A 23,337-nucleotide genomic window follows, 5' to 3' on the forward strand; every position below is an offset into this window, starting at 1 on the left:
GCCTTTCGTTGATGCCGTTCCCATGAGGATACTCTTCTACCTGCCAACGCCCGGGGGAATGACCGGCGCGCCGCGGCGTCTGCTGACGCTCGCTGCGGGGCTGAAGGCGCTCGGTGCCAGCCCGATCATTGTATCCGAGCCAGGGGTGCCCCTGCTGCGTGCCGCCGAGAAAGCGGGGCTGAGGACCCTGCCCCTGCCCTTGGATGGATTACTCAACCTGCGTCAGGGTGCGCTCTTTGGTGGGGGTCTTCGTTTTCGGCTTCGTGTTGCCGCCGCGTTACTTCGACAACAACTGCACTTTCATGGCGCAGTGCGTGCCGCCAACGCAGATGTCGTCTGGCTCCGGGGCAGCAAGGGAGTAGCCTTCGGCGGACTGGGTTTGCTGCTGGCGCGGCGTCCGCTGATCTGGGACGTGGATTACGAACTGCCTTCCCGCGGCCCTGTGCGACTTCTACACCGTCTCGGACTGATCCTTGCCCGCCGCGTCGTATTGCAGCATGACGCGTCCACGGCGGTCTTCGGCAGCACACTTGCCGCGCGTCACTGCGCGAAGTTGAAGGTCTTGACGCCGGGAATCGACGTCGACTCCCTCAAGCAACTCCTGGAGAGTTCTCCTCCACGAGTCGCCGACGGCCGACTTCTCCTGCTGCAAGTCGGTACGCTCTGCGATCGCAAGAACCAGTCTTTCACCCTGGATGTGCTGCGCCGCCTGCCGCAGGAGACTCTCGAGCGAGTCGAGCTTTCCTTCGCGGGCGCCCCGCATGGCCAGGAGTATGAATCCGCTCTTCGTCGAAAGCTGGAGGAACTGGGCCTTGGCGACCGGGTCCGGTTTCTCGGCTGGCGAGATGATGTACATGCCTTGATGTTGCGTAGCGATCTGCTGATCATGCCCTCCCAGGATGAAGGCGTACCGAACACCGTGCAGGAGGCGATGGCGCTCGGGCTGCCCGTCCTGGCCAGCGATCGCGGCGGCATCCCCGACGTTCTGGAACATGGAAGCACCGGCTGGGTTCTGCCGCTGGATGACCCTGGGCCCTGGGCATCTATCCTTGACAGGTTCGTGAAGGAAACGCGGATACTCGACTCGGTGGCAGCGAGGGCACAAGCGCATGCCTGGTCCCATTTCGATACGGCGGCATGGTGCCGGCGCTATCTTGGCTTGATCGAAGAAGCGTGTGGTCGGTGAGTAGATGGAATCACTAGCGCTGCGGTCGGCACCCGATCCCGGGAGGCAGAGAGACTGTGGCACCGCCTGGCGTTACCTGCCGGGTTCCGTGCTGGCTTTGTCGGTGGCATCGCAGCCCCTGTACCTGTTCAAGTCCGGCACCGTTCAGCCGTCTCACTTGCTATTCCTCGTCGGGGCGGTACTCGCATGTATGGCCAGGCGCCTGTTCGCTGGTCCTGCTTTTGCCCTTGTCTGGGCCCTGTGCCTCTACGTACTGTGCGTTGAAACGTACTACTACATCTTTTCCCCCGACTACCAGGGGTTCTACGTCGGGCTTTACTTCCTCTACAACGCTGTCCTTTTTTCCGGCCTGTACTGTGTCGCACGGCGGCGGGGGCTGGGCTGGCTGCCAGTCGGCCTGCTCGGCTCCACGATCCTCGCCTGGACCGGGCTGGTCCTGTTTGACCTCGGTCTTTTCGGGACCCAGAGCCCGCGGCGTGCGACGGCCTGGTTCAACAACCCGAATCAACTGGGTTACTACGCGACCTGCCTGCTATCGCTGGTCTACCTAGTGTACCGGGAGTCACGCCTATCCATGCTTGCGGTGCTGCCATGGCTGGCCGCGGCTTTCATTCTCGCCTGTTTCTCGCTCTCCAAGGCCGCGATTGTCGCCAGCCTGGCCTGCCTGCCCCTCATGCTGAAGCCGTACGGTACGCGCGCCGGAAAGCTGCACTGGGCGTTTGCCGTCGCCGTTGCGGCGGCGGTCCTGGGCTCACTCTATTACGCCGGTCTTTTCGATGACTACGCCGTGGTCGAGCGCATTACCGGGATGGCCCGGGAGGATGACAGCTCGCTCTCGGCTCGGGGATACCTCGCCTACCGGTCCGCCAGTGCATGGCAGCTGATCTTCGGTCAGGGCTACTGGTCCGTTATCGGCAGGCTCGGGAATGAGGTTCACTCCACCCTCGCTGGCCTCTTCATCAACTACGGCCTTCTCGCCTTGCTGCTTTTCGGGGCCCTGGTCGTGCATTGGCTCCGGCTTACCCGGGAGGCCTATGGCCTGGCGGGCATGATCTCGATAGCCGGGCCGGCGCTGCTCTATGGCCTGACCCATAACGGCATTCGCTTCTCGCTCTTCTGGGTACTGCTGTCGGTATCCTTTGCGGCAGCAGAGAACCGCCTTGCCGCGGGCGGGTATGCCCGGCGGCCTGCGCCCGCAGGTTCATCAGCCCTGCGGGACGCACCGCGGGCGTCCGGACCGTCGCACGCAGGTGCCGGTTTGCCGTGAAGATCCTCCTCTTCGCCAACACGGACTGGTATCTCTACAATTTCCGCCTCTCCCTAGCGCACAGCCTTCGGGCGCGAGGTCATGCGGTCGTCCTCGTCTCTCCCGATGGTCTCTACGGCAAGCGCCTGCGCGACCTCGGCTTTCGCTGGATAGCGGCGCCCCTGGATCGGCGCAGCCTGAATCTTCTACGCGAGGCGAGGCTCGTGCATTGGCTCGGCAGTCTGTTGCGCGATGAAAAGGTGGACCTTGTGCACGGTTTTACGATCAAGTGCGCGGTCTACGCGGCGGTGGCTGCGCGACTGGCGGGTGACGTTGCCTATGTCGGCGCCGTGGCCGGTCTGGGTTACGTCTTCACCAGTGCGTCGTTACGTGCCCGGATGCTTCGGCCCCTTCTGCGGGGCCTCATGCGGGCGACGCTCGGGGGCCGGGCCGGTCGCGTAGTGCTGCAGAACCCCGATGATGTCGCGCTCTTCGTTCGGGAGCGACTGGTTACCGGGGAACAGCTGCGCCTCATCCCCAGTTCGGGAGTGGATTGCGGGACCTTTTCGCCGTTACCCGGGGGGCAGTCCGGCGATGCCGCCTTCCGTGTGCTGCTGCCGGCGCGGCTGCTCTGGGACAAGGGGGTCGGCGACCTGATCGACGCGGCGCGGAAGCTGCGGGCGATGGGCCGCCTGGCGGCGCCGCAAGAGACCGGAGAAGCCGATGCGGCGCCTTCTGCGCGGCCTGTGCGCATACTCCTGGCCGGTGACCCCGACCCCGGGAACCCCGCCGCTGTGCCCGAAGAGACCCTGCGGAACTGGCAGGAGACGGGCCTGGTTCAGTGGCTGGGCCATGTGGAGAAGATGCGGGATTGCCTGCGCTCGGCTGACGCCGTGGTCCTGCCCAGCTACCGGGAGGGCTTGCCGCGGGGGCTCATCGAGGCCGGCGCCTGCGGCAGGCCGCTGATTACAACCGATGCACCCGGTTGTCGCGAGGTGGTTACCCACGAGCGGGAAGGCCTGCTCGTGCCGGTGCGTGACGCCGGTGCCCTCGCGTCGGCTATGCTCCGCCTCGCAGACGACCCGGCGCTTTGCGAGCGTCTGGGGGCAGCGGCCCGCGAGAAGGTACTGCAGGAGTTTGACGAACGTATCGTCATCGAGCGCACCTTCGCCGTCTACCGGGAGCTTTTGCCGGGGTTTTAGCTGCGGGGATCTTTTCCCTCTGCGCCGGCCGCAGCTGACGGCGCCGCAGCCTTGTCCCGGCGCAGCGAAGCGAGGATGACGAACGGCGCCGGCAGCAGGCTCAGGAACACGATCATGGAAAAGCGTGTCAGCCCGGAGTCGTTGTCCGGGGTTGCAAAGCGGTAGAAGTACTCGCCGTAGCGCTGGGCGACAACGAAAAAGGCGGCCAGGGCCAGGGGTGTGACCAGGGAGAAGCAGGTGGCGAACGCCCGCCGGGGCCTGACCAGGATGACTAGCAGGGGCACCAGCACGATCAGCGTGGCGATGGCCCCGTGATAGCTGGCGGCCCGGCCCCAGGCCTCCAGGAGGTTGCCGGCGATACCGGCCCAGTTGCTCTCCGGTATCCCGCTGGTCCGCTTGCCGAGGGCGACGAGGTCTTCTCCCGGCAGGAAGGCAATGCGGTACCCCCCGAAGCGGAGGTCGAAGCCGATGGTCGCGGCGATGGCCGCGGCGGCCACCGCCGCAGCCAGCAGGGCCAGGGTGAGCATCGGCCGCGCCTTCGCCAGCAGTAGGGCCAGCGCGACGCTGCCGGCGAGGATCAGCGTGTAGATGATCCCGTTGCCCTTGGTGAGGGCGACCGCGGTGGCCAGCAGCAGGCAGGCCAGCAGGTGCCGCAGCGTCCTGTTCATCCCCGTCTCGACGAGCACCAGTGTCATGAACAGCAGCACGCCCCCGGCCTGCCAGAAGTCGGCGTAGCCGGGCAGCGCCACGTGCGTGGTCACCATGGGGGAGGAGACAGCCAGGTAGCCGGCGAGTGCGGCCAGGGAGGCCCGGCCGGTCAGGCCCAGCGCGAGGCCCGCCGCGGCGAGACCCAGGGCGAACTGCAGCAGCAGCCAGGGTGCATAGACCGCATACTGAAGGTCGGTCAGCGACGCCGCCCAGCCGGACCAGGCGGCGATCAGCTTGACCGTGGGCCAGTGCGTGTTGCGCGTGAACTCGAAGGGCTCGCCGGGGTTCGCACCCTCGTGGTGTGAGAGGAAGCCGGCACTGTCGACGGACCAGTGCTGCAGCGTGTCCCAGGTTTCTGCCGGGCGAAGCGTGCTTTCCAGCCCGGAGAAAGCGACCGCGAACAGCGCCAGGGCCAGGAACAGCGCTGTTGCCACCCGCGCCGGCGCCGGTTCCCGGGCCGGGGCGGGCGCCGTCGCCACGGGGCGCCAGCGCCGCAGCGCGGCGGCGCCCAGGGGCAGGCCGGTCAGGACCGCGAAGGCCAGGTAGCCGGTAAACGGCGGCAGGCCGAGGGCGTTGGCGCCGTAGAGGAACGCGGCCACGGCGAAGTAGCCGAGGTAGCAGCCTGCGCCCGCGCTGACCAGGGCGAGCCCCCGGCACACCGTGCCGGTACTGTCCGGGGCCGGCGCCAGGCACCAGCCCGTGAAGGCCAGTCCCCAGGCCCAGGGAAGCAGTAAAAGAAGCAGTTGCAGGGGCGCCATCCCGTCCATCAGAACCACGGCAGGGGCGCGGCGTCCCGGCAGTTATCGCCGGATGTTCCGGCCATGATCCGGCAGCGCATGGTCGATGCAGCGGCGCGCTCCCCGAGGGGTTTGCCGGCGAAGGTGCGCAACGTCTCCCCGCCCTGGCGCAGGCGGAAGCCGTCGACGAGCAGGTCCTGGGCCGTCCAGCTGATCGCAAACATGATCACCAGGGCCTGGGCCAGGTCGCCCCGGGACAGCGCGAGTCGCCGGCGCCCGAGCCAGGCCAGGGCAAGCAGCAGCGCCACGCCGGCCAGGAACCACAGGGTGCCGGCGACAGCCGGTCGCAGGAGGGAGGCCGGCGGGGCGGCCAGGTACTTGTTGATCGAGGACAGCGACCAGGACCTGAAGGCGGTCCATTCATCCGCCACGGCGGCGACCAGGGCCCCCGGTCCATAGGGCTGGAAGGCGACCTCTTCGAGCACGAACGCCTCGCCCCGGGGGTCGCCGAAGGTCCCGATGGAGAGCTCGATCACGCGGCCGGTCCAGACGCCCTGGCGCAGCAGGTTCCAGGTGTAGGTCCCGTCGCCGTGGTGGTGCAGCCTCGCGTGGTAGATGCCATCGGGCCGCTCCGCGATACGCCAGAAAAGAAACAGCCTCACCCCCGGGTGCAGGCCTGTTGCACGGACGCGCAGGAAGGGATAGTCGGCGGTGTCGACGACCGCCGGGGTACGGAAGACGGCTTCCCCGTCGAGGTAGGCGGTGATCGCCCGGGCGCTGCCCCGGCGCTCCGACGCCCGCGCCCGCACGGCCTCGAAGCGGGCCCCGGGGAAGGTCTTCGGTGGGGCATCGGCCTGTGCCCGGTAGGGGGCGAACTCGGGGTGAAAACGGGTGAAGAAAGCGAGATAGAGGGCGACCACCAGCAGGGCGGCAAGGAGCATGAGCACGGGCGCCAGCAGCCAGGGGCGCGCGTGCCACGGCGGGCCGCCGCCGTGCCTGTCACCCCGCTGCGTCAACGCGCACCGGCCCCCCCGGCGACCTCGCGCAGGGCCGGCCAGGCATCCAGCGCTGCCGCCCAGCCCTCGGCGAAGTCGCGGAACTGCTCGATAACCTGCTCGTCGCTGCTTCCTGCCGCAACCCCGTCGATGCGCGCGGGCCCGTGCACCTCGGCGATCGACCCCTGCACTTCTTCCACGCCGCGCTTCAGGTAGCCCCGCCAGTTGAGTGAGGGCAGTTCCTCGGCCTTGCTGAGCTGGGTGCGCAGCAGGTAGAGCTGGTGGGCCTGGTCCACCGCCTGTTCGCGGCGGTAGTCGAGCAGCAGGTCCCCGGTGCTGCGCGCCGCCAGGCGCCGCGCGTCCTCCGCCATGTGGTGCAGGCGGCGCGCGGGCGCGCTGGCATCCTTGTAGTCGACGTTCTCGGAAAGATAGCGGGCGAAGAGCACGATGCCACCCTCGCCGGCCATGGGCGCCCGCAGTCCCGGGCCCTGCCGGCGGTCGATCGGCAGGTGCGGCACGGCCCAGGGGTACTCGAGTACGGCAGCGCGGTGGTGCATGGCCTCGACCATGGCGCCGAACAGCAGGTCCTCACCGCGAAAGGCCGGGAAGTAGGGAGGCAGTAACTGCGAGTTGTCCAGGCCGGTCATCTGCGACATGAAAGCCGTCTTGTGGATCGTCGGGCTCGCGCAGCCCAGCCAGCAGCAGCCGTTCTGCACCGCCTCGGCCATGCCGTGGGGTGCGCTCACGAGGCGCTCGATCGAGTCCTCGCCCAGGGTCACGGCCCAGTGGGCATTGCTCGTCCCCGGGTCACCCCAGGAACCGCACTGGGTCACCAGGATCGGCGACTGCGCGTCGAGCACGTTGAGCATGGCCGCATTGCAGCTGTCGAGCTGGGTCTCCGCGAGCGGTCCGCCGTTGAGGGCCGGTATGGCCCTGCCCAGCTGCTGCCCGAGGTGCTCGGCATGGCTGGAGAGCGGATCCTGCTCCGCGGGGACCGCGCTCGCCATGAGCGTTTCCGGGTCGGGGTAGAAGGTGGCGCGCCGCCGGCCGCGGAGGCTGAGGCCGCTGTCCTCCAGCGGGGCACGGACGGCCGTGCAGAGAATGTCGTCGTCCATGACGATAGCGCGGTAGCCGACGGAGAGCAGCAGGCACAGGGTCCGCGACCGGCCGTAGGTTTTCGCCCCGGTCCACTGCCCGGGGTCGAGCAGGAAACGGATACCGCGCTCGTGGCCCGGCAGTTCGCTCACGAGCCGCTGCAGGAACTCCGCCTGCTCTTCCGCGCCGAAATAGGTCATGGTCCGGGCGCTGCGCACGTTGAAGCGCTCCACGGCGTCGCGGTTGGCCTGCCGGCTTTCCGGCCGGCGCGAATCGTCCACCAGGAACAGCGCATCCTGCCGTGCGAGCGTGCCGATCTGCAGCAGGGATTCGAGCAGCCGCTCGACGGCCGCCGGCCGGTCGCAGGTGATGATAAAAGCCCGCGTCGGTGCCAGCCGGTTTTCGCCGCCGGCGCCGAGCTTTTCCGTGATGCTGCGCGCCGAGAGCAGCATGTCCGCGGCGCGGAGCTGCTCCAGGGCCTGCAGGGCCGGTGCCCGGTTGCCCTGAAGCTCGGGGCGGGTTTTGGCGAGGTGGTCGGCGTGCGCTTCCAGGGTACGGAAGGTGGTGCAGGTCTTGAGCGCGCTGACGACCTGTGGCGCGATCATGTGCTGCCGGCCGTTGAGGCGGTTGATGGCCAGCATCATCGACGGGTCGACGGGAATCAGGTCGCAGTCCGCGAAGGCGTACAGCGCCTGCGCGGAGGCCTCCGGGGAGGCCGGGAAGGAGTAGGAGAAACCGCTTTCTTCACGCATCGATGAGCCTGGTGCCGGGCTGCTGAAGCCGAGAGTTTAGGGAGGGGGGTCCCGGGTGTAAACCGGCCCGGGGCCGGCGAGGGCCGCTCGCCGGGTGCCAGCGGCGCCGGCTGCGTGGCCGCGGGCCGGGCCCCATGGCAGAATCCCCGGGCCATGTGGATCGACAAGCTGGCCATCGCACTGCTCGCCCCGCTGGGAACGTCCCTGGCCCTGGCGGCCGTCGCCCTGCTGCTCGCCGCGGCCCGCCGGCGTCGCCTCGCCGGGCTTGCCGGGGTGCTGGCCTTCGCCTGGCTGTTCACCTGGTCCCTGGCGCCGGTGAGCCACGCCCTGCGCGGCATGCTCGAGGATGATTATCCCTACCGGGCGCCGCTGGACGCGCCGCGGGCACCGGTGGCGGTGGTGCTCGGCGGCGGCATCGACCCGCCGGGCACGCGGCACGGTCCCGCCAACCTCAACGCGGCGGCGGACCGGGTACTTTACGCGGCCGAGCTCTACCACGCGGGCCGGGTCGCCCGCCTGCTCCTGAGCGGCGGTGCCAGCCCCGGGCTCAGTGCCCGCAGCGAGGCGGCGGTCACCCGGGAGCTGTTGCTGGCCCTCGCTGTGCCGGCCGATGCCATCCTGCTGGAAGAGGAAAGCCGCAACACGCGCCAAAATGCGGCCTTCACTGCCCGGCTGCTCCGGGAGCGCGGCATTGACCGGATCCTGCTGGTCACCTCGGCCCTGCACATGCGGCGCGCCCTGGCCCGCTTCGAGGCGCAGGGGCTCGACGTTATCCCGGCGGCGACGGACCACGAAGCCCGGGACCGTTTCACCGCTGTGGACTGGCTGCCGGACGCGGAGGCGCTGGACGGGGCGGGGCGTGCCCTCAAGGAGATCGCCGGCTACCGGACAGGGCGCTAGCGGTCGGCCCTCGAGGCGGTGAGCGTCACCGCCAGGCGCACGGCCGCCCGCAGGCTCCCCGCGTCCGCCGTTCCCGTTCCGGCCAGGTCCAGCGCCGTGCCGTGGTCGACGCTCGTGCGCACGATGGGCAGGCCGAGGGTCACATTGACGGCTTCGCCGAAGCCGGCGTGCTTGAGCACCGGCAGGCCCTGGTCGTGGTACATGGCCAGCACCGCGTCCACGCCGGCCAGCGCGTGCGGCGTGAAGGCGGTGTCCGCAGGCAGGGGACCGGCCAGGTCCAGGCCCTCGGCCCGCAGAGTGTCCAGCACCGGGATGATCACGTCGATTTCCTCCCGCCCCAGGTGGCCGCCCTCGCCGGCGTGGGGGTTCAGGCCGAGGACCGCGATCCGCGGCCGGTCGATGGCGAAGCGCGCCCGCAGGTCGCGATGCAGGATCCTGAGTGTCTCCGCCAGCATCTCCCGGGTGATGGCCCCGGGCACCGCCGCGAGCGGCAGGTGCGTGGTGGCCAGGGCGACGCGCAGCGTACCCGCGACGAGCAGCATGACCACCCGTTCCACGCCACAGCGCGCGGCCAGGTACTCGGTGTGGCCGCTGAAGGCGAAGCCGGCATCGGCGATGATGCTCTTCTGCACCGGCGCGGTGACCATGGCGGCGAAGCGCCCGTCGCGGCAGCCGTCCACCGCCGCATCGAGGGTGGCGAGGACCGCGGCCGCATTGCCCGCGTCCAGGCGCCCGGGCGCCGCCGGCCGGGCGAGGGGCACGTGCAGGACCGGCAGGTGGCCGGGCCTGTGCGGTGCCGGCGCCGCGGCCGGGTCGAAGGCTTCCAGTGAGACCGGTCCGGCGCCGGGTACGGCCCCGGCCCGGGCGGCCAGCAGGTCGCGGTCGCCGATGGCGACCAGTTCCGCAGGGAAGGGCTCGCGCGCGAGGGCCAGCAGGAGCTCCGGCCCGATGCCCGCCGGCTCCCCGGCGGTGAGGGCCAGCCGCGGCACGCTCATGCGGCGCCGCCGCGCTTACTTGATGTCGACGAAGGCCTCATCGCGGATCTTGCGCAGCCAGGCGTCCAGTTCCTCGTCGTACTTGCGCTGGTGCAGGAATTCCGTCGCGCGGGCCACCTGCATCTCCCGGGTCATGTCCTTCTCGCGCCGGTCCAGCACCTCGATGATGTGCCAGCCGAACTCCGTGCGCACCGGGTCCGAGATCTCGCCGATGGGCGTGGACGCCATGGTGTTCTCGAAGGCCGGCACCATCTGCCCCGGATTGCTCCAGCCGAGGTCGCCGCCCTCGGCGGCGGTGCCGATGTCCTCGGAGTACTCCCGGGCCAGGGCGCCGAAGTCCTCGCCGGCCTGGATCCGCGCCTTGAGTTCCGCCGCGAGTTCGCGGGCCTCGTCGTCGGTGAGGATCTCCGAGGGCTTGACTAGGATGTGCCGGGCCTGGGTCTGGGCCACGGTCTGGCCGCCGGTGCCGCGCGCATCGGCCAGGTAGACGAGGTGGAAGCCGCTCGGGGAGCGGAAGACGTCGGCGAGTTCGCCCGGCGACAGCCCGGGGGCGACGTCCTGGAACAGCGACGGCAGGTCATCGAGCTTGCGCCAGCCGAGGTCGCCGCCGGTCATGGGCACCCGCTCGCTCGCCTCGCTGATGACGGTCTGGAAGCCCTCGCCCCCCTGGATGCGGGCCGCCAGGGCCTCCGCCTCCTCCCGGGCAGCCTCGGCCTCCGCGTTCGGCGCGCCCTCGGAGACGGGAATCAGGGCGTGGACGATGCGGTACTCGGGCTGGATCAGCTTCTGGCCCTCCTCCGTGGCCATGAAGTTCTTCACTTCCTGCTCCGAGAGCTCGATGCGCTGGTTGACGTTGCCCATCTGCACCCGCTGGATGACCATTTCCCGGCGAATCTTGTCGCGCATCGCGCGGTAGGACTGCCCCTGTTGCTCCAGCGCCACGCGGAACTGGTCCAGCGAGAGGCCGTTCTGCGCGGCCACGCGCTGCATGGCGGCGTCGAGCTGGGCGTCGGGAATGCGCACGCCATAGCGCTCGCCCATCTGCAGCTGGATGCTGTCGAGGATCAGCCGGTCCAGGGTCTCGCTGATCAGCACGTCCTCCGGCGGCACGTCCATGCCCCGGGCCTCGAGGTTGTTGGTGACGGTTTCCAGGCGCTCGCGCAGCTCGCTGGCCATGATGACGTCGTCGTCGACGATGGCCACGACCTGGTCGAGCATTTCCGTTTCCGCAGCGGCCGTTGCCGGGAGCAGTGCTGCCAGCAGGCCGGCGCAGGCGAAGACCTTGATGAAGGCCCCGATGAAGGCCCTGATGAAGGCTCTTATGAAGCCCCGGGCCGCGGCCAGGGCGCGCAGGGTATGGCTGAGTGCTGTCACGGTCGGAACCCCCGGATCATGTCGGTCATCAATTGCTCCACCTCCGTGCCGAGCCCGCCGAGGCCCTTGAGCACGACTTGCACCTGGACGGCCCGCTCGCGGTCCAGGTTCGGCGAATCGAAATCGGGAACGATGCCACGCGCGGTATCGAAGTAGCGCAGGTGCAGAAGGCGTATTTTCCAGCAGCAGTTATCGTACTCGATGCCCACCATGTCTTCCACGCTCTCATCGGCCTCGAGGCTGTAGTTCCAGGCGCCGAAGAGGCGCCAGTTGCGGCTCACCGGGTAGTAGGCGGAAACATGCGCCTGGTCCGTGGTCGGCTGCGTGCCCACCAGGTTGATGGGGCGCCGGTAGGTGTAGCCCACGTTGAACAGCGCACCGTCCTCGCGCTCGTAGCTGCTGAACAGGTTGCCGGCGTTCACCTTCTCCGTCGACGGGTCGTACTGCACCGTCGCCCGCAGGTTTAGACGGCGCGTGGGATAGAAGTTCAGTTCGCCGGCGATCTCCGACTCCGTGCGGTCCAGTTCCGGAGCCGTGGGTGTCAGGCGCACCTTGCGGTTGTCGAAGTAGACGATCTGGCCGAGGCTCGCGTTCAGCAGTTCCGTGCCGGTCTCCCGGCTCAGGAAGCGCGTGGTCACGCCGATGGCGAGCTGGTTGGCATCGTCGAGGCGGTCCCGGCCGGAGAAGCGCGTGTCCCGGAACAGCTGGTTGTAGTTGAAGGTGAGCTCGGCGCTGTCGAAGTCCGGGTGGTCGCGCTGGTCCTCGTAGCTGGAGTAGAGGTAGTAGAGTCGGGGTTCGAGCGTCTGCACCAGGTCCTTGTCCGCGAAGTTGAAGGCCCGCTCGAAGTAGAGGCCACCGTCGAGGCTCGCCAGGGCCGAGCCCGCGCCGGGGTTTTCCCGGTCCGGCGCCAGCGGGTCGTCGAGGCGGTAGTCGAGGTAGCGGTACTTGGCCGTGCTGCGCAGGAAACCGTACTCCCAGAGCATGGGGTAGGTCACGCCGGCCTCCGCGTACAGGCGCTGGCCGGTCACCCGGTCCCCGGCGCTGTCGAAATTGCTGTACTGCGCGAGGAACACGGGCTCCAGGCGGAAGGGCTCGCGGTCGCTGCGGCGCTGTACAGTCAGCTGCGGCAGCTTCTTGTAGTCCTCGCGTATGTCGTCGGCCAGGGACTGGAACTGCTGCAGCTCCATGTTCACGAGCCAGTCGTCGCCGAGGTAGTCGAGGGAGGCGAGCTGCAGCAGGTTCACCTCGCGGCGGGTCTCCAGGTTGGAGGTCTCGAGGTCGCGGATGTAGGCGACGTCGCTTACCCGCGTGTAGTCGATGCGCGAGCGCCAGCGCTGCCCGTAGAGACCCGTGTGGCGGATCTGCCCGAGCCAGCGGTCCGGGTTGTCGTCCGCCGGGAAATCCTCCTCGTACTGCTCGTCGCCCGGCAGGAAGGCGCCGCCGATGAGCCACTGGCCGCGCGCCGGATCGAGGTAGCGCGCCTGCAGCTCGTGGTTCAGCCCCCGTTCCTGGATGTAGCGCGGTGTGTACAGGAAGTCGTAGTTCGGGGCGGCGTTCCAGTAGAAGGGCGTGGCCACGTCGATGCCGCCGCGGCTGTCGTTGCCGAGGGTGGGGAACAGAAAGCCCGTGCGCCGCCGGTCGTCCAGGGGGAAGCTCAGCCAGGGGGTCCAGAAGAAGGGCACCCCGGCGGCGGAGAGGGTGGCCCCGCGGGCCACGCCCACACCCCTGTCGAGGTCCAGGGTCATCTGCCGGCTGCGCAGGTACCAGTCCCGGTCGCCGGGCGCGCAGTAGGTCAGCGCGCCGTCCTCCACGCGGATCAGGGCCTCCGCATCCCGGGAGAGAAGCCTTGCCTCGCCGCGCATGTGTTTCTCATGGAGAACGAAGACTCCGTCCTCGAGCTGGGCCTCGCCGGTGCGCGAGTAGAATTCCCCGCGGCTGCCGCGCAGCAGCAGACCCGGCTCGCGCAGCACGATGTTGCCCTCGACGTTGCCGGTCTCGCTGACCCGGTCGTAGTCGGCCCGGTCGCTGGCGAGGTCCCGGTAGCCCTGGGTGACCTCCACCCCGCCCTCGAGGCGGATCTGGTTTCCCCGGAGCTCGCTGCGCGCGGCGGTGGCCTCGATGTCGGCCTGCTCCGGGTCCTTGCCGCCGGCGAGGTCCGCCTTGGGGTCGATGTAGCGGCCGCCGCAGAGCCGGCAGCTGCGGTCCCGGAGCGCCGGCGGCACGTCCTCGATGGGGACCCAGTCGAGGTCCGCGCCCGGCTCGACGACCTCGACCTCGAGGCGCGCCTCCCCACAGCCGCCGCTGGCCGCGCAGCGCTCCCCGTTGCTATCCTGCGCTCGCCCCGGGAGCGCCGCCGCGAGCAGCAGCGCGGCAACCGCCGCGCGCAGGAGCGTGTGCTTCGCTGGGGCCGGGATCATGGGGTTTCGGGTATGAGCCTTTGAGCGGTGGAAGAAGACGGGGGGCCTGCTTGCCGGGGATGATAAAGCATCGCCTGCCACTTGTCCGTTCCCGCCGTGGGGTCTTTGCGCCGGTGCCGGGCCCGTGACCGCGCCCCCGGACGACCTCCTTCCCTGGTGCCGGGCGCAGCTGCCCGGTACCCCCGCTGCGGTCCTCGCTCCCCTGGCCGGCGATGCCAGCTTCCGCCGTTATTTCCGGCTGCGCTGGGACGGCGGTACGGCGGTCGCCTGCGTGGCGCCCCCGGCCACCGAGAAGAACACCGAGTTCCTCGCCGTGCGCGAGCAGTTCGCCGCCGCCGGCGTGCGCGTCCCCGGGCTGCTCGGCGCCGATCTCCGGCGAGGCTATCTGCTCCTTGAGGATCTCGGCGACGCGCTGCTCCTGCCCGCGCTCGATCACGCCAGCGTCGACGGCTGGTACCGTCAGGCGATGGCCCCGCTCCTCGCCCTCGCCACGGCACCCTGTGGCGACCTGCCACCCTACGACGATGCGGCGCTGCAGGCGGAGCTGGACCTCTTCCCTCACTGGTTCTGTGGGCAGCTCCTGGGGCTCCCCCCTGCTGCGGCCGCGTCGAGGTGCTTCGACGACCTCTGCGCACGCCTCCTGGCCGCTGCGGCGGCCCAGCCCCGGGTGCCCGTGCACCGCGATTACCACAGCCGCAACCTGCTCATCACCGGCGGGGGCCTCGCGACCATCGACTTCCAGGACGCCCTCTGCGGCCCGGTGACCTACGACCTCGTCTCCCTGCTCCGCGACTGCTACTGCCGCTGGCCCGACGACGAGGTTTACCGCTGGGCGCGGGCGTTCCACGGCGAGCTGGCGGCGCGCGGGCTGGCGGGCCTGCCGGACGCCGACGGCTTCCTGCTGGCTTTCGACCTCATGGGCCTGCAGCGGCACCTGAAGGTGCTCGGCATCTTCGCCCGGCTCTGGCTCCGCGACGGCAAGGACGGCTACCTCGGTGACCTGCCCCGGGTCTACGGCTACGTGCGCGATGTGCTCGCGGCACACCCCGGGGAGCCCTCGCTGGCCGCCTTTGCAGCCTGGCTCGACGCGGTGGTCGCGCCCCGGCTGCCGGCGCAGTCCTGGTGGCGCGCGCCGTGAGGGCGATGATCCTCGCCGCCGGGCGCGGCGAGCGCATGCGCCCGTTGACTCTCGAGACGCCCAAGCCCCTGCTCGCCGTCGGCGGCAAACTGCTGCTCGAGTATCACCTCGAGCGTCTCGCGGCGGGCGGTGTCCGGGAAGTGGTTATCAACGTCTCCTGGCTCGGCGAACAGATCGAGGCTTTCGGCGGCGACGGCAGCCGCTGGGGCCTGTCGATCCGCTATTCGCGGGAGCCGGCGCCGCTGGAGACCGCCGGCGGCATCGTGCAGGCGCTGCCGCTCCTCGGCGACGCGCCCTTCCTGGTGGTGAACGGCGACGTGTTCATGGATTACGACGTGCCGGCGCTCGCCGCGCGGGCCGCGGCGCTGGTGCCGGCCGGCGCGCACCTGCTCCTGGCGGAGAACCCCGCCCATCACCCCGGCGGCGACTTCGCCCTGCGCGGCGGCCGGGTCGCCGAGCCGGCGAGCGGTGAGGCCACGCTGACCTTCACCGGCACCGCGCTCTATCACCCGGCCTTTTTCGCGGGTCTCGCGCCGGGTTCCCGGCCCCTGCGCCCGCTCTTCGAGGCGGCCATGGCGGCCGGGCGCCTCGGCGGTGAACGCCACCGCGGGCGCTGGGTCGACGTGGGCACGCCGGAGCGGCTGGCGGCGCTGGACGCGGCGCTCAGCGCGGAGGGTGTGCCCGGGGACGCAAAACGCTAGAATCCGCGTCCAGACCCGCTGGAGGCTCCCATGCCCGATTACCTCATCGCGCCGTCCATCCTGTCGGCGGATTTCGCCCGCCTCGGCGAGGAGGTGGATAACGTGCTCGCCGCCGGCGCGGACGTGGTCCACTTCGACGTGATGGACAACCACTACGTGCCCAACCTCACCATCGGGCCCATGGTGTGCAAGGCGCTCCGGAAGCACGGGGTCACCGCGCCCATCGACGTGCACCTGATGGTCAGCCCCGTGGACCGGCTCATCGGCGATTTCGCCGAGGCCGGCGCCAGCTGGATCACCTTCCACCCGGACGCCGTGACCCACGTCGATCGCACGCTTCAGCTGATCCGCGACGCCGGCTGCAAGGCCGGGCTGGTGTTCAACCCCCACCTCGGCCTCGACGCCCTCGACTACGTCATGGACAAGGTCGATGTCGTGCTGCTCATGTCCGTGAACCCTGGCTTCGGCGGCCAGTCCTTCATCCCGGCGACGCTGGACAAGCTGCGCGAGGCGCGCCGGCGCATCGACGCCTCGGGCCGCGACATCCGCCTCGAGATCGACGGCGGCGTGGGCCCGAAGAACATCGGCGAGATCGCCGCCGCCGGCGCCGACACCTTCGTCGCCGGCTCGGCGATCTTCAACCAGCCCGACTATGCGGCGGTGATCGGCGACCTGCGCGCGGCGCTCGCCGCCCCGGCCTGATGACCCCGGCGGCGTTCCAGGCACTCGCGGCCGAGGGCTACAACCGCATCCCGGTCAGCCTCGAGGTGCTGGCGGACCAGGAAACGCCGGTAAGTACCTACCGCAAGCTCGCCGGCGGGCCCTACTCCTACCTTTTCGAGTCCGTGCAGGGCGGGGAGAAATGGGGCCGATACTCGATCATCGGCCTGCCCTGTCACACGCTGGTCAAGGTCTACGGCCAGCTGGTGGAGACCTGGGAGGGCGGTGAGCTCGCCGCCAGCGAGACGGTGGCGGACCCGCTGGCCTGGGTGGAAGCCTTCCAGGCGCGCTACCGGGCCGCCCCCGCCGAGGACCTGCCCGTGTTCCACGGCGGCCTTGTCGGCTACTTCGGCTACGATACGGTGCGCTACGTCGAGGAGCGGCTGGCGGACAGCTGTCCGCCGGACACGCTGGGCACGCCGGACATCCTGCTCATGGTCTCCGACGAGGTGCTGGTCTTCGACAACCTGGCCGGCACCCTCAAGCTTATCGTCAACGTTGACCCGGCCGCGGAGGAGGCCCTGGCCGCCGGCGAGGCGCGCCTGGCGGCGCTGGCCGGGCAGCTGCGCCAACCGGCCGCGCCGCTGCCGGCGGTGGATCTCGCCGCGCGCACCGAGACGGGCCTCGAGGACAGCGCCCGCACGAGCATGGACCAGGCGGCCTACGAGGCGGCGGTGGAGCGCGTGCGCGAGTACGTGCTCGCCGGCGACGTGATGCAGGTGGTGCCGGCGCGGCGCATCAGCGTGCCCTTCGCGGCGCCGCCGCTGAACCTCTACCGCGCCCTGCGCAACCTGAACCCCTCGCCCTACCTCTATTTCCTCGACCTGGAGGACTTCCAGATCGTCGGCTCCTCGCCGGAGATCCTCGCCCGCCTCGAGGACGGCATGGTCACCGTGCGGCCCATCGCCGGCACCCGCCACCGCGGCCGGGACGATGCCGAGGACGCGGCGCTCGCCGAGGAACTGCTCGCCGATCCGAAGGAGATCGCCGAGCACCTCATGCTCATCGACCTCGGCCGCAACGATGTCGGCCGCATTGCCGAGACGGGCAGTGTGCAGCTCACGGACAGGATGGTCATCGAGCGTTACTCGCACGTGATGCACATCGTCTCCAATGTCACTGGCCGCCTCGCCGGCCCGCGCAGTGCCGTGGACGTGCTGCGCGCGACGCTCCCCGCCGGCACCCTGAGCGGTGCGCCGAAGATCCGCGCCATGGAGATCATCGACGAGCTCGAGCCGGTCAAGCGCGGTGTCTACGGCGGCGCCGTGGGCTATCTCTCCTGGGGCGGCGACATGGATACGGCTATCGCCATCCGCACCGCCGTGGTCAAGGATGGCGAGCTGCACGTGCAGGCCGGCGCCGGCATCGTGGCCGACTCGGTGCCGAGCCTCGAATGGCAGGAGACGGTGAACAAGGCCCGCGCCGTGCTCCGGGCCGCGGCCATGGCGGACGGCGGGGAGGGATCGCCGTGATCCTCATGATCGACAATTACGACTCCTTCACTTTCAACGTGGTGCAGTACCTCGGTGAGCTCGGTGCCGAGGTCGAGGTGCGCCGCAACGACGAGATCGACGTCGCCGGCGTGGAGGCGCTGGCCCCGGAGCGCATCGTGCTTTCCCCGGGGCCCTGCACGCCGAACGAGGCCGGGATTTCCATGGCGCTGGTGGAGGCCTTTGCCGGCCGCGTGCCGCTCCTCGGCATCTGCCTCGGCCACCAGTGTATCGGCCAGGTCTTCGGCGGCGAGGTGGTGCGCGCACGGCGCGTGATGCACGGCAAGACCTCGCCGATCCACCACCGCGGCGAGGGCGTCTTCCGCGGCCTGCCGTCGCCCTGCACGGCCACCCGTTACCACAGCCTGGTGGTCGCCCGGGACAGCCTGCCGGACTGCCTCGAGGTCACCGCCTGGACAGAGACGGACGACGGAGCACCCGACGAGATCATGGGCCTGCGGCACCGGGAGCTGGCGGTGGAGGGGGTGCAGTTCCACCCCGAATCCATTCTCACGGAGCACGGCCACGACCTGCTCGACAACTTCCTGCGGGGCAGTTTTCCAGCTGATAGCGGGAGCGACGCGTCATGAGCCTCAAGGATGCACTGGCGGTCCTCGCCGAAGGGCGCGATCTCGACGGCCACTCCATGGCCGAGGTCATGCGCACGGTGATGACCGGCGGCGCCACGGACGCGCAGATCGGCGCGCTGCTCCTCGGCCTGCGCGCCAAGGGCGAGACCATCGAGGAGATCGCCGCGGCGGCGCGGGTGATGCGCGAGCTCGCCACCCCGGTGACGGTGCCCGGGAACCTCGACCTCGTGGACCTCGTGGGTACCGGCGGCGACGGCGCCAACCTGTTCAACGTCTCCACCGCCGCGACCTTCGTCGCCGCCGCCGGCGGCGCCCGCGTGGCGAAGCACGGCAACCGTTCCGTTTCCAGCACCAGCGGCAGTTCCGACGTGCTCGAGACCCTCGGCGTACCCCTGGACCTCAGCCCTTCGCAGATCGCCCGCGCCATCGCCGAGGTCGGTGTCGGCTTCATGTTTGCGCCGGCGCACCACAGCGCCATGCGCCACGCCATCGGGCCGCGCCGGGAGCTGGGCATGCGCACGCTGTTCAATGTGCTGGGCCCGCTGACCAACCCCGCGGGGGTGCGCCGGCAGGTGCTCGGTGTGTTCGACGGCGCCCTCTGCGAGCCGCTTGCCAAGGCCCTCGGCGAGCTCGGCAGCGAGCACGCGCTGGTGGTCCACGGCGAGGACGGCCTCGACGAGCTCTCCCTCGCCGCGCCCACGCAGGTGGCGGAGCTGCGCGCCGGCGCGGTGCGCTGCTACACGGTGACGCCGGAGGAACTCGGCATCGAGCGCCGCCCGCTCGACGGACTCACGGTAGACAGTGCCGATGCCTCCGCCCGGCTGATCCGCGCGGCGCTCGCCGGTGAGCACGACGACGCGGCGGCGCTCATCGCGCTGAACGCCGGCGCCACGCTCTACGTGGCCGCTATCGCGGGTTCCCTGGCTGACGGCGTGCGCCTGGCGGAGGACCTCGTCGCCACGGGGCAGGCGGCGGAGAAGCTGAAAGCCTTCATCGACTTCACCCGGCTCATGGCCGAGGAGGGCGCGTGAGCGACGACGGCCTGCCCACGGTCCTGAAACGCATCCTCGCCCGCAAGGCCGAGGAGGTGGCCGAGCGGCGCGCGCAGCGCCCGCTCGCGCAGCTGGCGGAGGACGCGCGTGCGCAGCCGCCGGCCCGGGGCTTTGCCGCCGCGGTGGCGAACGCCGCGGCCGGCCCCGGCAGCGCGGTCATCGCCGAGGTGAAGAAGGCGTCGCCGAGCAAGGGCGTGATCCGCGAGCACTTCGATCCCGCGGCCATTGCCGCGAGCTATGAGGCGGGCGGCGCCACCTGCCTGTCGGTGCTCACGGACGTGGACTTCTTCCAGGGCGCGGACGGCTACCTGCAGGCGGCCCGCGCCGCCTGCGCGCTGCCGGTGCTGCGCAAGGATTTCACCGTGGACCCGTACCAGGTGGTCGAGGCCCGGGCCCTCGGTGCCGACGCCGTGCTGCTCATCGTCGCGGCGCTCGGCGACGCGCAGCTGGCCGAGCTTGCGGCCTGCGCGGCAGAGGTGGGCTGCGACGTGCTGGTGGAGGTGCACGACCGGGCGGAACTCGAGCGCGCGCTCGCGGTGCCGTCGCCGCTCATCGGCATCAACAACCGCAACCTGCACGACTTCTCGTGCACCCTGGAAACCACCTTCGACCTGCTGCCCGGCGTTCCCGCGGGCCGCACCGTCGTGACCGAGAGCGCAATCCACAGCCGGGAAGACGTCGCCCGCATGCGCGCCGGTGGCGTCAATGCGTTCCTCGTCGGTGAGGCGTTTATGCGTGCCGGGGAGCCGGGCGAGAAACTCCGCGAGCTCTTTGCCTGAGGAGCGTCTGAGGAGCGCCTGGAGAGTGCCCGGGGGGCGCCCGGGAGCGCCGCCGGCGCGGGCCCGCGCTAGCTAGCGCGTCCCGTAGACCACGATGGTCTTGCCGGAGACCCAGATCAGCCCGCTTTCGGCCAGGGCCTTGAGCACGCGTCCGGCCATCTCCCGGGAGCAGCCGGCGATCTTGCCGAGCTCCTGGCGGGTAATGCGGATCTGCATGCCGTCCGGGTGGGTCATGGCGTCCGGCTGCTGGGCGAGGTCGAGCAGCGTGTGCGCGATGCGCCCGGAGACGTCCACGAAGGCGAGGTCGCGGAGCTTGAGGGTGGTGCGGCGCAGCCGCGTGGCCAGCTGCTGGGCGATGCCGAAGAGGATTTCCGGGTAGCTGTCGCGGATCTGCCGGAAGCGCTCGTAGCTGATCTCGGCCACGGTGCAGGCCGTGCGCGCCTCGACGAAGGCGCTGCGCTCCGGTTCGTCCTGTTCGAAAAGCCCCATCTCCCCGAAGAAGTCCCCCGGGTTCAGGTAGCTCACGACCATCTTGTGGTCCTCGTCGTCGTCGTCCTGCACGATCACCGAGACGGAGCCGTCGAGGATCAGGAACAGGCTCTGGCTGCTCTCGCCGGCGGCCAGGATCACCGTCCTGGCCGGGTACTCGCGTTGCTCGAAGTGGCGGAGGAAGCTCTCGACGCTCGGTAGACTTTGCTTGACCTGCGGCCTGACCACAGCGGCCCCTTGTTGTTCTGCGGTGGACGCAAGAATACTGCATCGCGGGCGCAGTTAAAATCCGGTTATGCTTCGCGCTTTGAGAGAACGGCAGGCGGGAGGGAACCGACCCCATGGAAGCAACAGTCAAGTGGCTCGACGGCGCCCTGTTCGTCGGCGAGGCCGGCAGCGGCCACGCGGTGGTGATGGACGGGCCGGAGGACCTTGGCGGCCGCAACCACGGCCCGCGGCCGATGGAGATGCTCCTCCTCGGCACCGGCGGCTGCTCGGTCTACGATGTGCTGTCAATGCTGAAGAAATCGCGCCAGGCGGTGTCCGACTGCCGGGTGGAGATCAGCGCCGAGCGCGCCGATGCGGTGCCGGCGGTGTTCACGCGCATCACGCTGCACTTCGTGGTCACCGGCCGCGGTCTCAAGGAGAACCACGTGCGCCGGGCGGTGGAACTGTCAGCGGAGAAGTACTGCTCGGCCTCGATCATGCTCGGCGCGGCGGGCGTGGACATCAGCCACAGCTTCGAGATCGTCGAGGAGGAGGGCGCGGGATGAGCAGCGCGCCTCAGACCCAGTAGCTGCTCCGGGTCATGGCTTTCGATACGGCCGTCATGGCCTGCTTCACCGGCCGGGGGAATTCCGTGCCGCCGGCGTCCAGGGCGTTCTGCCCGTGCCGCTCCTCGTCCTCGAGCATCTGCTGCAGGATGAGCCGCGACTTGCGGTCCTCCTCCGGCAGGTCCTTCAAGTGGTCCTTGAGGTGGCGGCAGACGCGCTCTTCCGTCGCGGCCACGAAGCCGAGGCTGACCTTGTCGCCGATGGCCCCGGCCACGGCGCCGAGGGCGAAGGAGAGGCCGTACCAGGCCGGGTTCAGGACGCTCGGGTGGCTGTCGAGCTCGCGCAGCCGCTCGGCACACCAGACCAGGTGGTCCACTTCTTCGGCGGCGGCTTCCTGCATTTCCTCGCGTACCGTGGGCAGGCGCGCGGTCAGCGCCTGGCCCTGGTAGAGCGCCTGGGCGCAGACCTCGCCCGTGTGGTTGACGCGCATCAGGCCGGCCACGTGCCTGCGCTCGGACTCGCTCAACGGCGCTTCGCTGTGGCCGGCGGCGGGCGACTCCCGCCCGGCGGTATTGCCGCGGTTGGCGAGGGTGCGCATGACCGTGTCGGTCTCGCTGATGAGGCGGTCGAGAAGGCTCAGCCGGCGCTGGCGCCGGCTGCGGGAAACAGTACTGGACATGCTGTCGCGCAGGGTCGGAATGTTCTTCAACTATAGCGCTCGATGGCGCGCCAGCCAATGTCGCCGCGGCGGGTGAGGCCGTCGAACTGGATGCGCTCCGCGGCGGCGTAGGCCGCGTCCCGGGCCGCCTTCACGTCGTCGCCGAGGGCGGTGACGCAAAGCACCCGGCCGCCGGCCGTGACCAGCTGCCCGTCCGCCTCGGCGGTACCGGCGTGGAACACCTTTACCCCGTCACCGAAGTCCCCGTCGGCGCCGCTGATCGCCGCGCCCTTGTCGTAGCTGCCCGGGTAGCCATCGGCGGCGAGCACCACGCCGAGGGCCGGCCGCGGGTCCCAGTCCGCGCTGGCGCCGGCCAGGTCGCCGTCGATGGCGCGCTCGCAGAGCTCCACCAGGTCCGAGCGCAGGCGCAGCAGGATGGGTTGCGTCTCCGGGTCGCCGAAGCGGCAGTTGAACTCGATGACCTTCGGGTCGCCGGCGGGCGTGATCATGAGGCCGGCGTAGAGAAAGCCCGTGTAGGGCCGGCCGTCCTCGGCCATGCCGCGCACCGTGGGCATGATGATCTCGTCCATGATGCGCTGGTGCAGGGCCTCGTCCACCACCGGTGCCGGCGAGTAGGCGCCCATGCCGCCGGTGTTCGGCCCCGTGTCGCCGTCGCCGATGCGCTTGTGGTCCTGGCTCGTGGCCATGGGCAGGGCACTGCGGCCATCGGCGAGGACGATGAAGCTCGCCTCCTCGCCCTCCAGGAACTCTTCGATCACCACCTGCGCGCCGGCGTCGCCGAAGCGGTTGCCCTCGAGCATGTCGCGCACCGCGGCCTCGGCCTCGTCGACCGTTTCCGCAACCACCACACCCTTGCCTGCGGCGAGGCCGTCGGCCTTGATGACGATCGGCGCGCCCTGCTCGTGCAGGTAGGCCAGCGCCGGTTCCAGCTCGCTGAAGGTGGCATAGGCCGCCGTGGGGATTTTGTGGCGGGCGAGGAAGTCCTTGCTGAAGGCCTTGGAACCCTCGAGCTGCGCCGCCGCCGCGCTCGGGCCGAAGCAGCGCAGGCCGCGGTCCTGGAATTCGTCGACGATGCCGGCGACCAGCGGCGCCTCGGGGCCGATGATGGTCAGTTCCACGCCGCCGAGGCCGGAGGCGAAGTCCGCCAGGCTGTAGAAGTCCGTGGGGTCCATGGCGAGGTTCTCGACGCCCGGCTCCCGGGCCGTACCCGCGTTGCCCGGGCAGACGTAGACGGTGTCGACCTGCGGCGATTGGGCCGCTTTCCAGGCGAGAGCGTGTTCACGCCCGCCGCTGCCGATGATGAGTACGTTCACAGCTGT

21 protein-coding genes are annotated in these 23,337 nt (G+C 70.1%); 12 read left to right on the top strand and 9 right to left on the bottom strand.

Annotation, left to right across the window (positions count from 1 at the left end; genetic code table 11):
* Positions 1-22: 22 nt before the first annotated feature.
* The 3 genes from ACX93N_RS09785 (at position 23) to ACX93N_RS09795 (ending at position 3,634) form a co-directional block, all read left to right on the top strand.
* Entirely contained in the window at positions 23-1,186 is a 1,164-nt protein-coding gene (locus ACX93N_RS09785; RefSeq protein ID WP_459428231.1) for a glycosyltransferase family 4 protein, read from the top strand.
* A 190-nt stretch (positions 1,187-1,376) separates the two neighbouring features.
* The gene (locus ACX93N_RS09790) at positions 1,377-2,453 is read left to right on the top strand and encodes a hypothetical protein (RefSeq protein WP_459428232.1); all 1,077 of its coding nucleotides are present in this window, start codon (positions 1,377-1,379) and stop codon (positions 2,451-2,453) included.
* On the top strand, positions 2,450-3,634 hold the full coding sequence (locus ACX93N_RS09795) for a glycosyltransferase family 4 protein (RefSeq protein ID WP_459428233.1): 1,185 nt from the start codon (positions 2,450-2,452) through the stop codon (positions 3,632-3,634). Before ACX93N_RS09790 ends, ACX93N_RS09795 begins: the two co-directional genes overlap by 4 nt.
* Here ACX93N_RS09795 and ACX93N_RS09800 read toward each other — a convergent pair.
* From ACX93N_RS09800 to ACX93N_RS09810, 3 genes are read right to left on the bottom strand one after another with little or no spacing between them, the layout of a single operon-like run.
* A complete protein-coding gene (locus tag ACX93N_RS09800; protein ID WP_459428234.1) occupies positions 3,631-5,118 on the bottom strand; it encodes a hypothetical protein in 1,488 nt (495 codons plus the stop codon). The two genes, ACX93N_RS09795 and ACX93N_RS09800, sit on opposite strands and share 4 nt — an antisense overlap.
* Entirely contained in the window at positions 5,109-6,095 is a 987-nt protein-coding gene (locus ACX93N_RS09805; RefSeq protein WP_459428235.1) for a hypothetical protein, read from the bottom strand. Before ACX93N_RS09805 ends, ACX93N_RS09800 begins: the two co-directional genes overlap by 10 nt.
* Positions 6,092-7,921: a hypothetical protein gene (locus tag ACX93N_RS09810; protein WP_459428236.1), complete on the bottom strand. Its 1,830-nt coding sequence runs from the start codon at positions 7,919-7,921 to the stop codon at positions 6,092-6,094. Before ACX93N_RS09810 ends, ACX93N_RS09805 begins: the two co-directional genes overlap by 4 nt.
* 153 nt (positions 7,922-8,074) lie before the next feature.
* On the opposite strand from ACX93N_RS09810, the gene ACX93N_RS09815 reads away from it, so the two are divergent.
* Positions 8,075-8,821, top strand: a complete 747-nt coding sequence (locus ACX93N_RS09815; protein WP_459428237.1) for a YdcF family protein — start codon at positions 8,075-8,077, stop codon at positions 8,819-8,821.
* Here the strand turns inward: ACX93N_RS09815 and pdxA are convergent.
* The 3 genes from pdxA to ACX93N_RS09830 are packed head-to-tail and all read right to left on the bottom strand — an operon-like array spanning position 8,818 to position 13,607.
* A complete protein-coding gene (pdxA, locus tag ACX93N_RS09820) occupies positions 8,818-9,816 on the bottom strand; it encodes a 4-hydroxythreonine-4-phosphate dehydrogenase PdxA (RefSeq protein WP_459428238.1) in 999 nt (332 codons plus the stop codon). The genes ACX93N_RS09815 and pdxA overlap by 4 nt on opposite strands.
* Before the next feature lie 15 nt (positions 9,817-9,831).
* The gene (locus ACX93N_RS09825; protein WP_459428239.1) at positions 9,832-11,190 is read right to left on the bottom strand and encodes a peptidylprolyl isomerase; all 1,359 of its coding nucleotides are present in this window, start codon (positions 11,188-11,190) and stop codon (positions 9,832-9,834) included.
* Positions 11,187-13,607, bottom strand: coding sequence for an LPS-assembly protein LptD (locus ACX93N_RS09830; protein ID WP_459428240.1), 2,421 nt, complete (start codon positions 13,605-13,607; stop codon positions 11,187-11,189). The genes ACX93N_RS09825 and ACX93N_RS09830 overlap by 4 nt, the downstream gene beginning before the upstream one ends.
* A 124-nt stretch (positions 13,608-13,731) precedes the next feature.
* Here ACX93N_RS09830 and ACX93N_RS09835 point away from each other — a divergent pair, with 124 nt between their 5' ends.
* Genes ACX93N_RS09835 through trpC form a run of 7 tightly spaced genes read left to right on the top strand, consistent with a single transcriptional unit; the run spans position 13,732 to position 20,077 of the window.
* Entirely contained in the window at positions 13,732-14,745 is a 1,014-nt protein-coding gene (locus ACX93N_RS09835) for an aminoglycoside phosphotransferase family protein (RefSeq protein WP_459428241.1), read from the top strand.
* Positions 14,730-15,446: an N-acetylmuramate alpha-1-phosphate uridylyltransferase MurU gene (gene murU / locus ACX93N_RS09840; protein WP_459428242.1), complete on the top strand. Its 717-nt coding sequence runs from the start codon at positions 14,730-14,732 to the stop codon at positions 15,444-15,446. Before ACX93N_RS09835 ends, murU begins: the two co-directional genes overlap by 16 nt.
* A gap of 30 nt (positions 15,447-15,476) precedes the next feature.
* Positions 15,477-16,148: a ribulose-phosphate 3-epimerase gene (gene rpe / locus ACX93N_RS09845; RefSeq protein ID WP_459428243.1), complete on the top strand. Its 672-nt coding sequence runs from the start codon at positions 15,477-15,479 to the stop codon at positions 16,146-16,148.
* A complete protein-coding gene (gene trpE, locus ACX93N_RS09850) occupies positions 16,148-17,638 on the top strand; it encodes an anthranilate synthase component I (RefSeq protein ID WP_459428244.1) in 1,491 nt (496 codons plus the stop codon). Before rpe ends, trpE begins: the two co-directional genes overlap by 1 nt.
* Positions 17,635-18,246, top strand: a complete 612-nt coding sequence (locus ACX93N_RS09855; protein ID WP_459428245.1) for an anthranilate synthase component II — start codon at positions 17,635-17,637, stop codon at positions 18,244-18,246. Before trpE ends, ACX93N_RS09855 begins: the two co-directional genes overlap by 4 nt.
* Positions 18,243-19,277: an anthranilate phosphoribosyltransferase gene (gene trpD / locus ACX93N_RS09860; protein ID WP_459428246.1), complete on the top strand. Its 1,035-nt coding sequence runs from the start codon at positions 18,243-18,245 to the stop codon at positions 19,275-19,277. Before ACX93N_RS09855 ends, trpD begins: the two co-directional genes overlap by 4 nt.
* The gene (trpC, locus tag ACX93N_RS09865; RefSeq protein WP_459428247.1) at positions 19,274-20,077 is read left to right on the top strand and encodes an indole-3-glycerol phosphate synthase TrpC; all 804 of its coding nucleotides are present in this window, start codon (positions 19,274-19,276) and stop codon (positions 20,075-20,077) included. The genes trpD and trpC overlap by 4 nt, the downstream gene beginning before the upstream one ends.
* A gap of 72 nt (positions 20,078-20,149) precedes the next feature.
* Here the strand turns inward: trpC and crp are convergent, their stop codons facing one another.
* Positions 20,150-20,794: a cAMP-activated global transcriptional regulator CRP gene (gene crp, locus ACX93N_RS09870; protein ID WP_459428248.1), complete on the bottom strand. Its 645-nt coding sequence runs from the start codon at positions 20,792-20,794 to the stop codon at positions 20,150-20,152.
* Between the two features lie 113 nt (positions 20,795-20,907).
* On the opposite strand from crp, the gene ACX93N_RS09875 reads away from it, so the two are divergent.
* Complete coding sequence (locus ACX93N_RS09875; RefSeq protein WP_459428249.1) at positions 20,908-21,339, top strand: OsmC family protein; 432 nt, start codon at positions 20,908-20,910, stop codon at positions 21,337-21,339.
* Positions 21,340-21,349: 10 nt separating this feature from the next.
* On the opposite strand, the gene coq7 is transcribed toward ACX93N_RS09875, so the two are convergent.
* Together coq7 and purD are read right to left on the bottom strand one after the other, a co-directional pair.
* Positions 21,350-22,018, bottom strand: a complete 669-nt coding sequence (coq7, locus tag ACX93N_RS09880) for a 2-polyprenyl-3-methyl-6-methoxy-1,4-benzoquinone monooxygenase (RefSeq protein WP_459428270.1) — start codon at positions 22,016-22,018, stop codon at positions 21,350-21,352.
* A gap of 26 nt (positions 22,019-22,044) precedes the next feature.
* Entirely contained in the window at positions 22,045-23,331 is a 1,287-nt protein-coding gene (gene purD / locus ACX93N_RS09885) for a phosphoribosylamine--glycine ligase (RefSeq protein WP_459428250.1), read from the bottom strand.
* Positions 23,332-23,337: the final 6 nt, after the last annotated feature.

The organism is Pseudohaliea sp. (assembly GCF_054552115.1).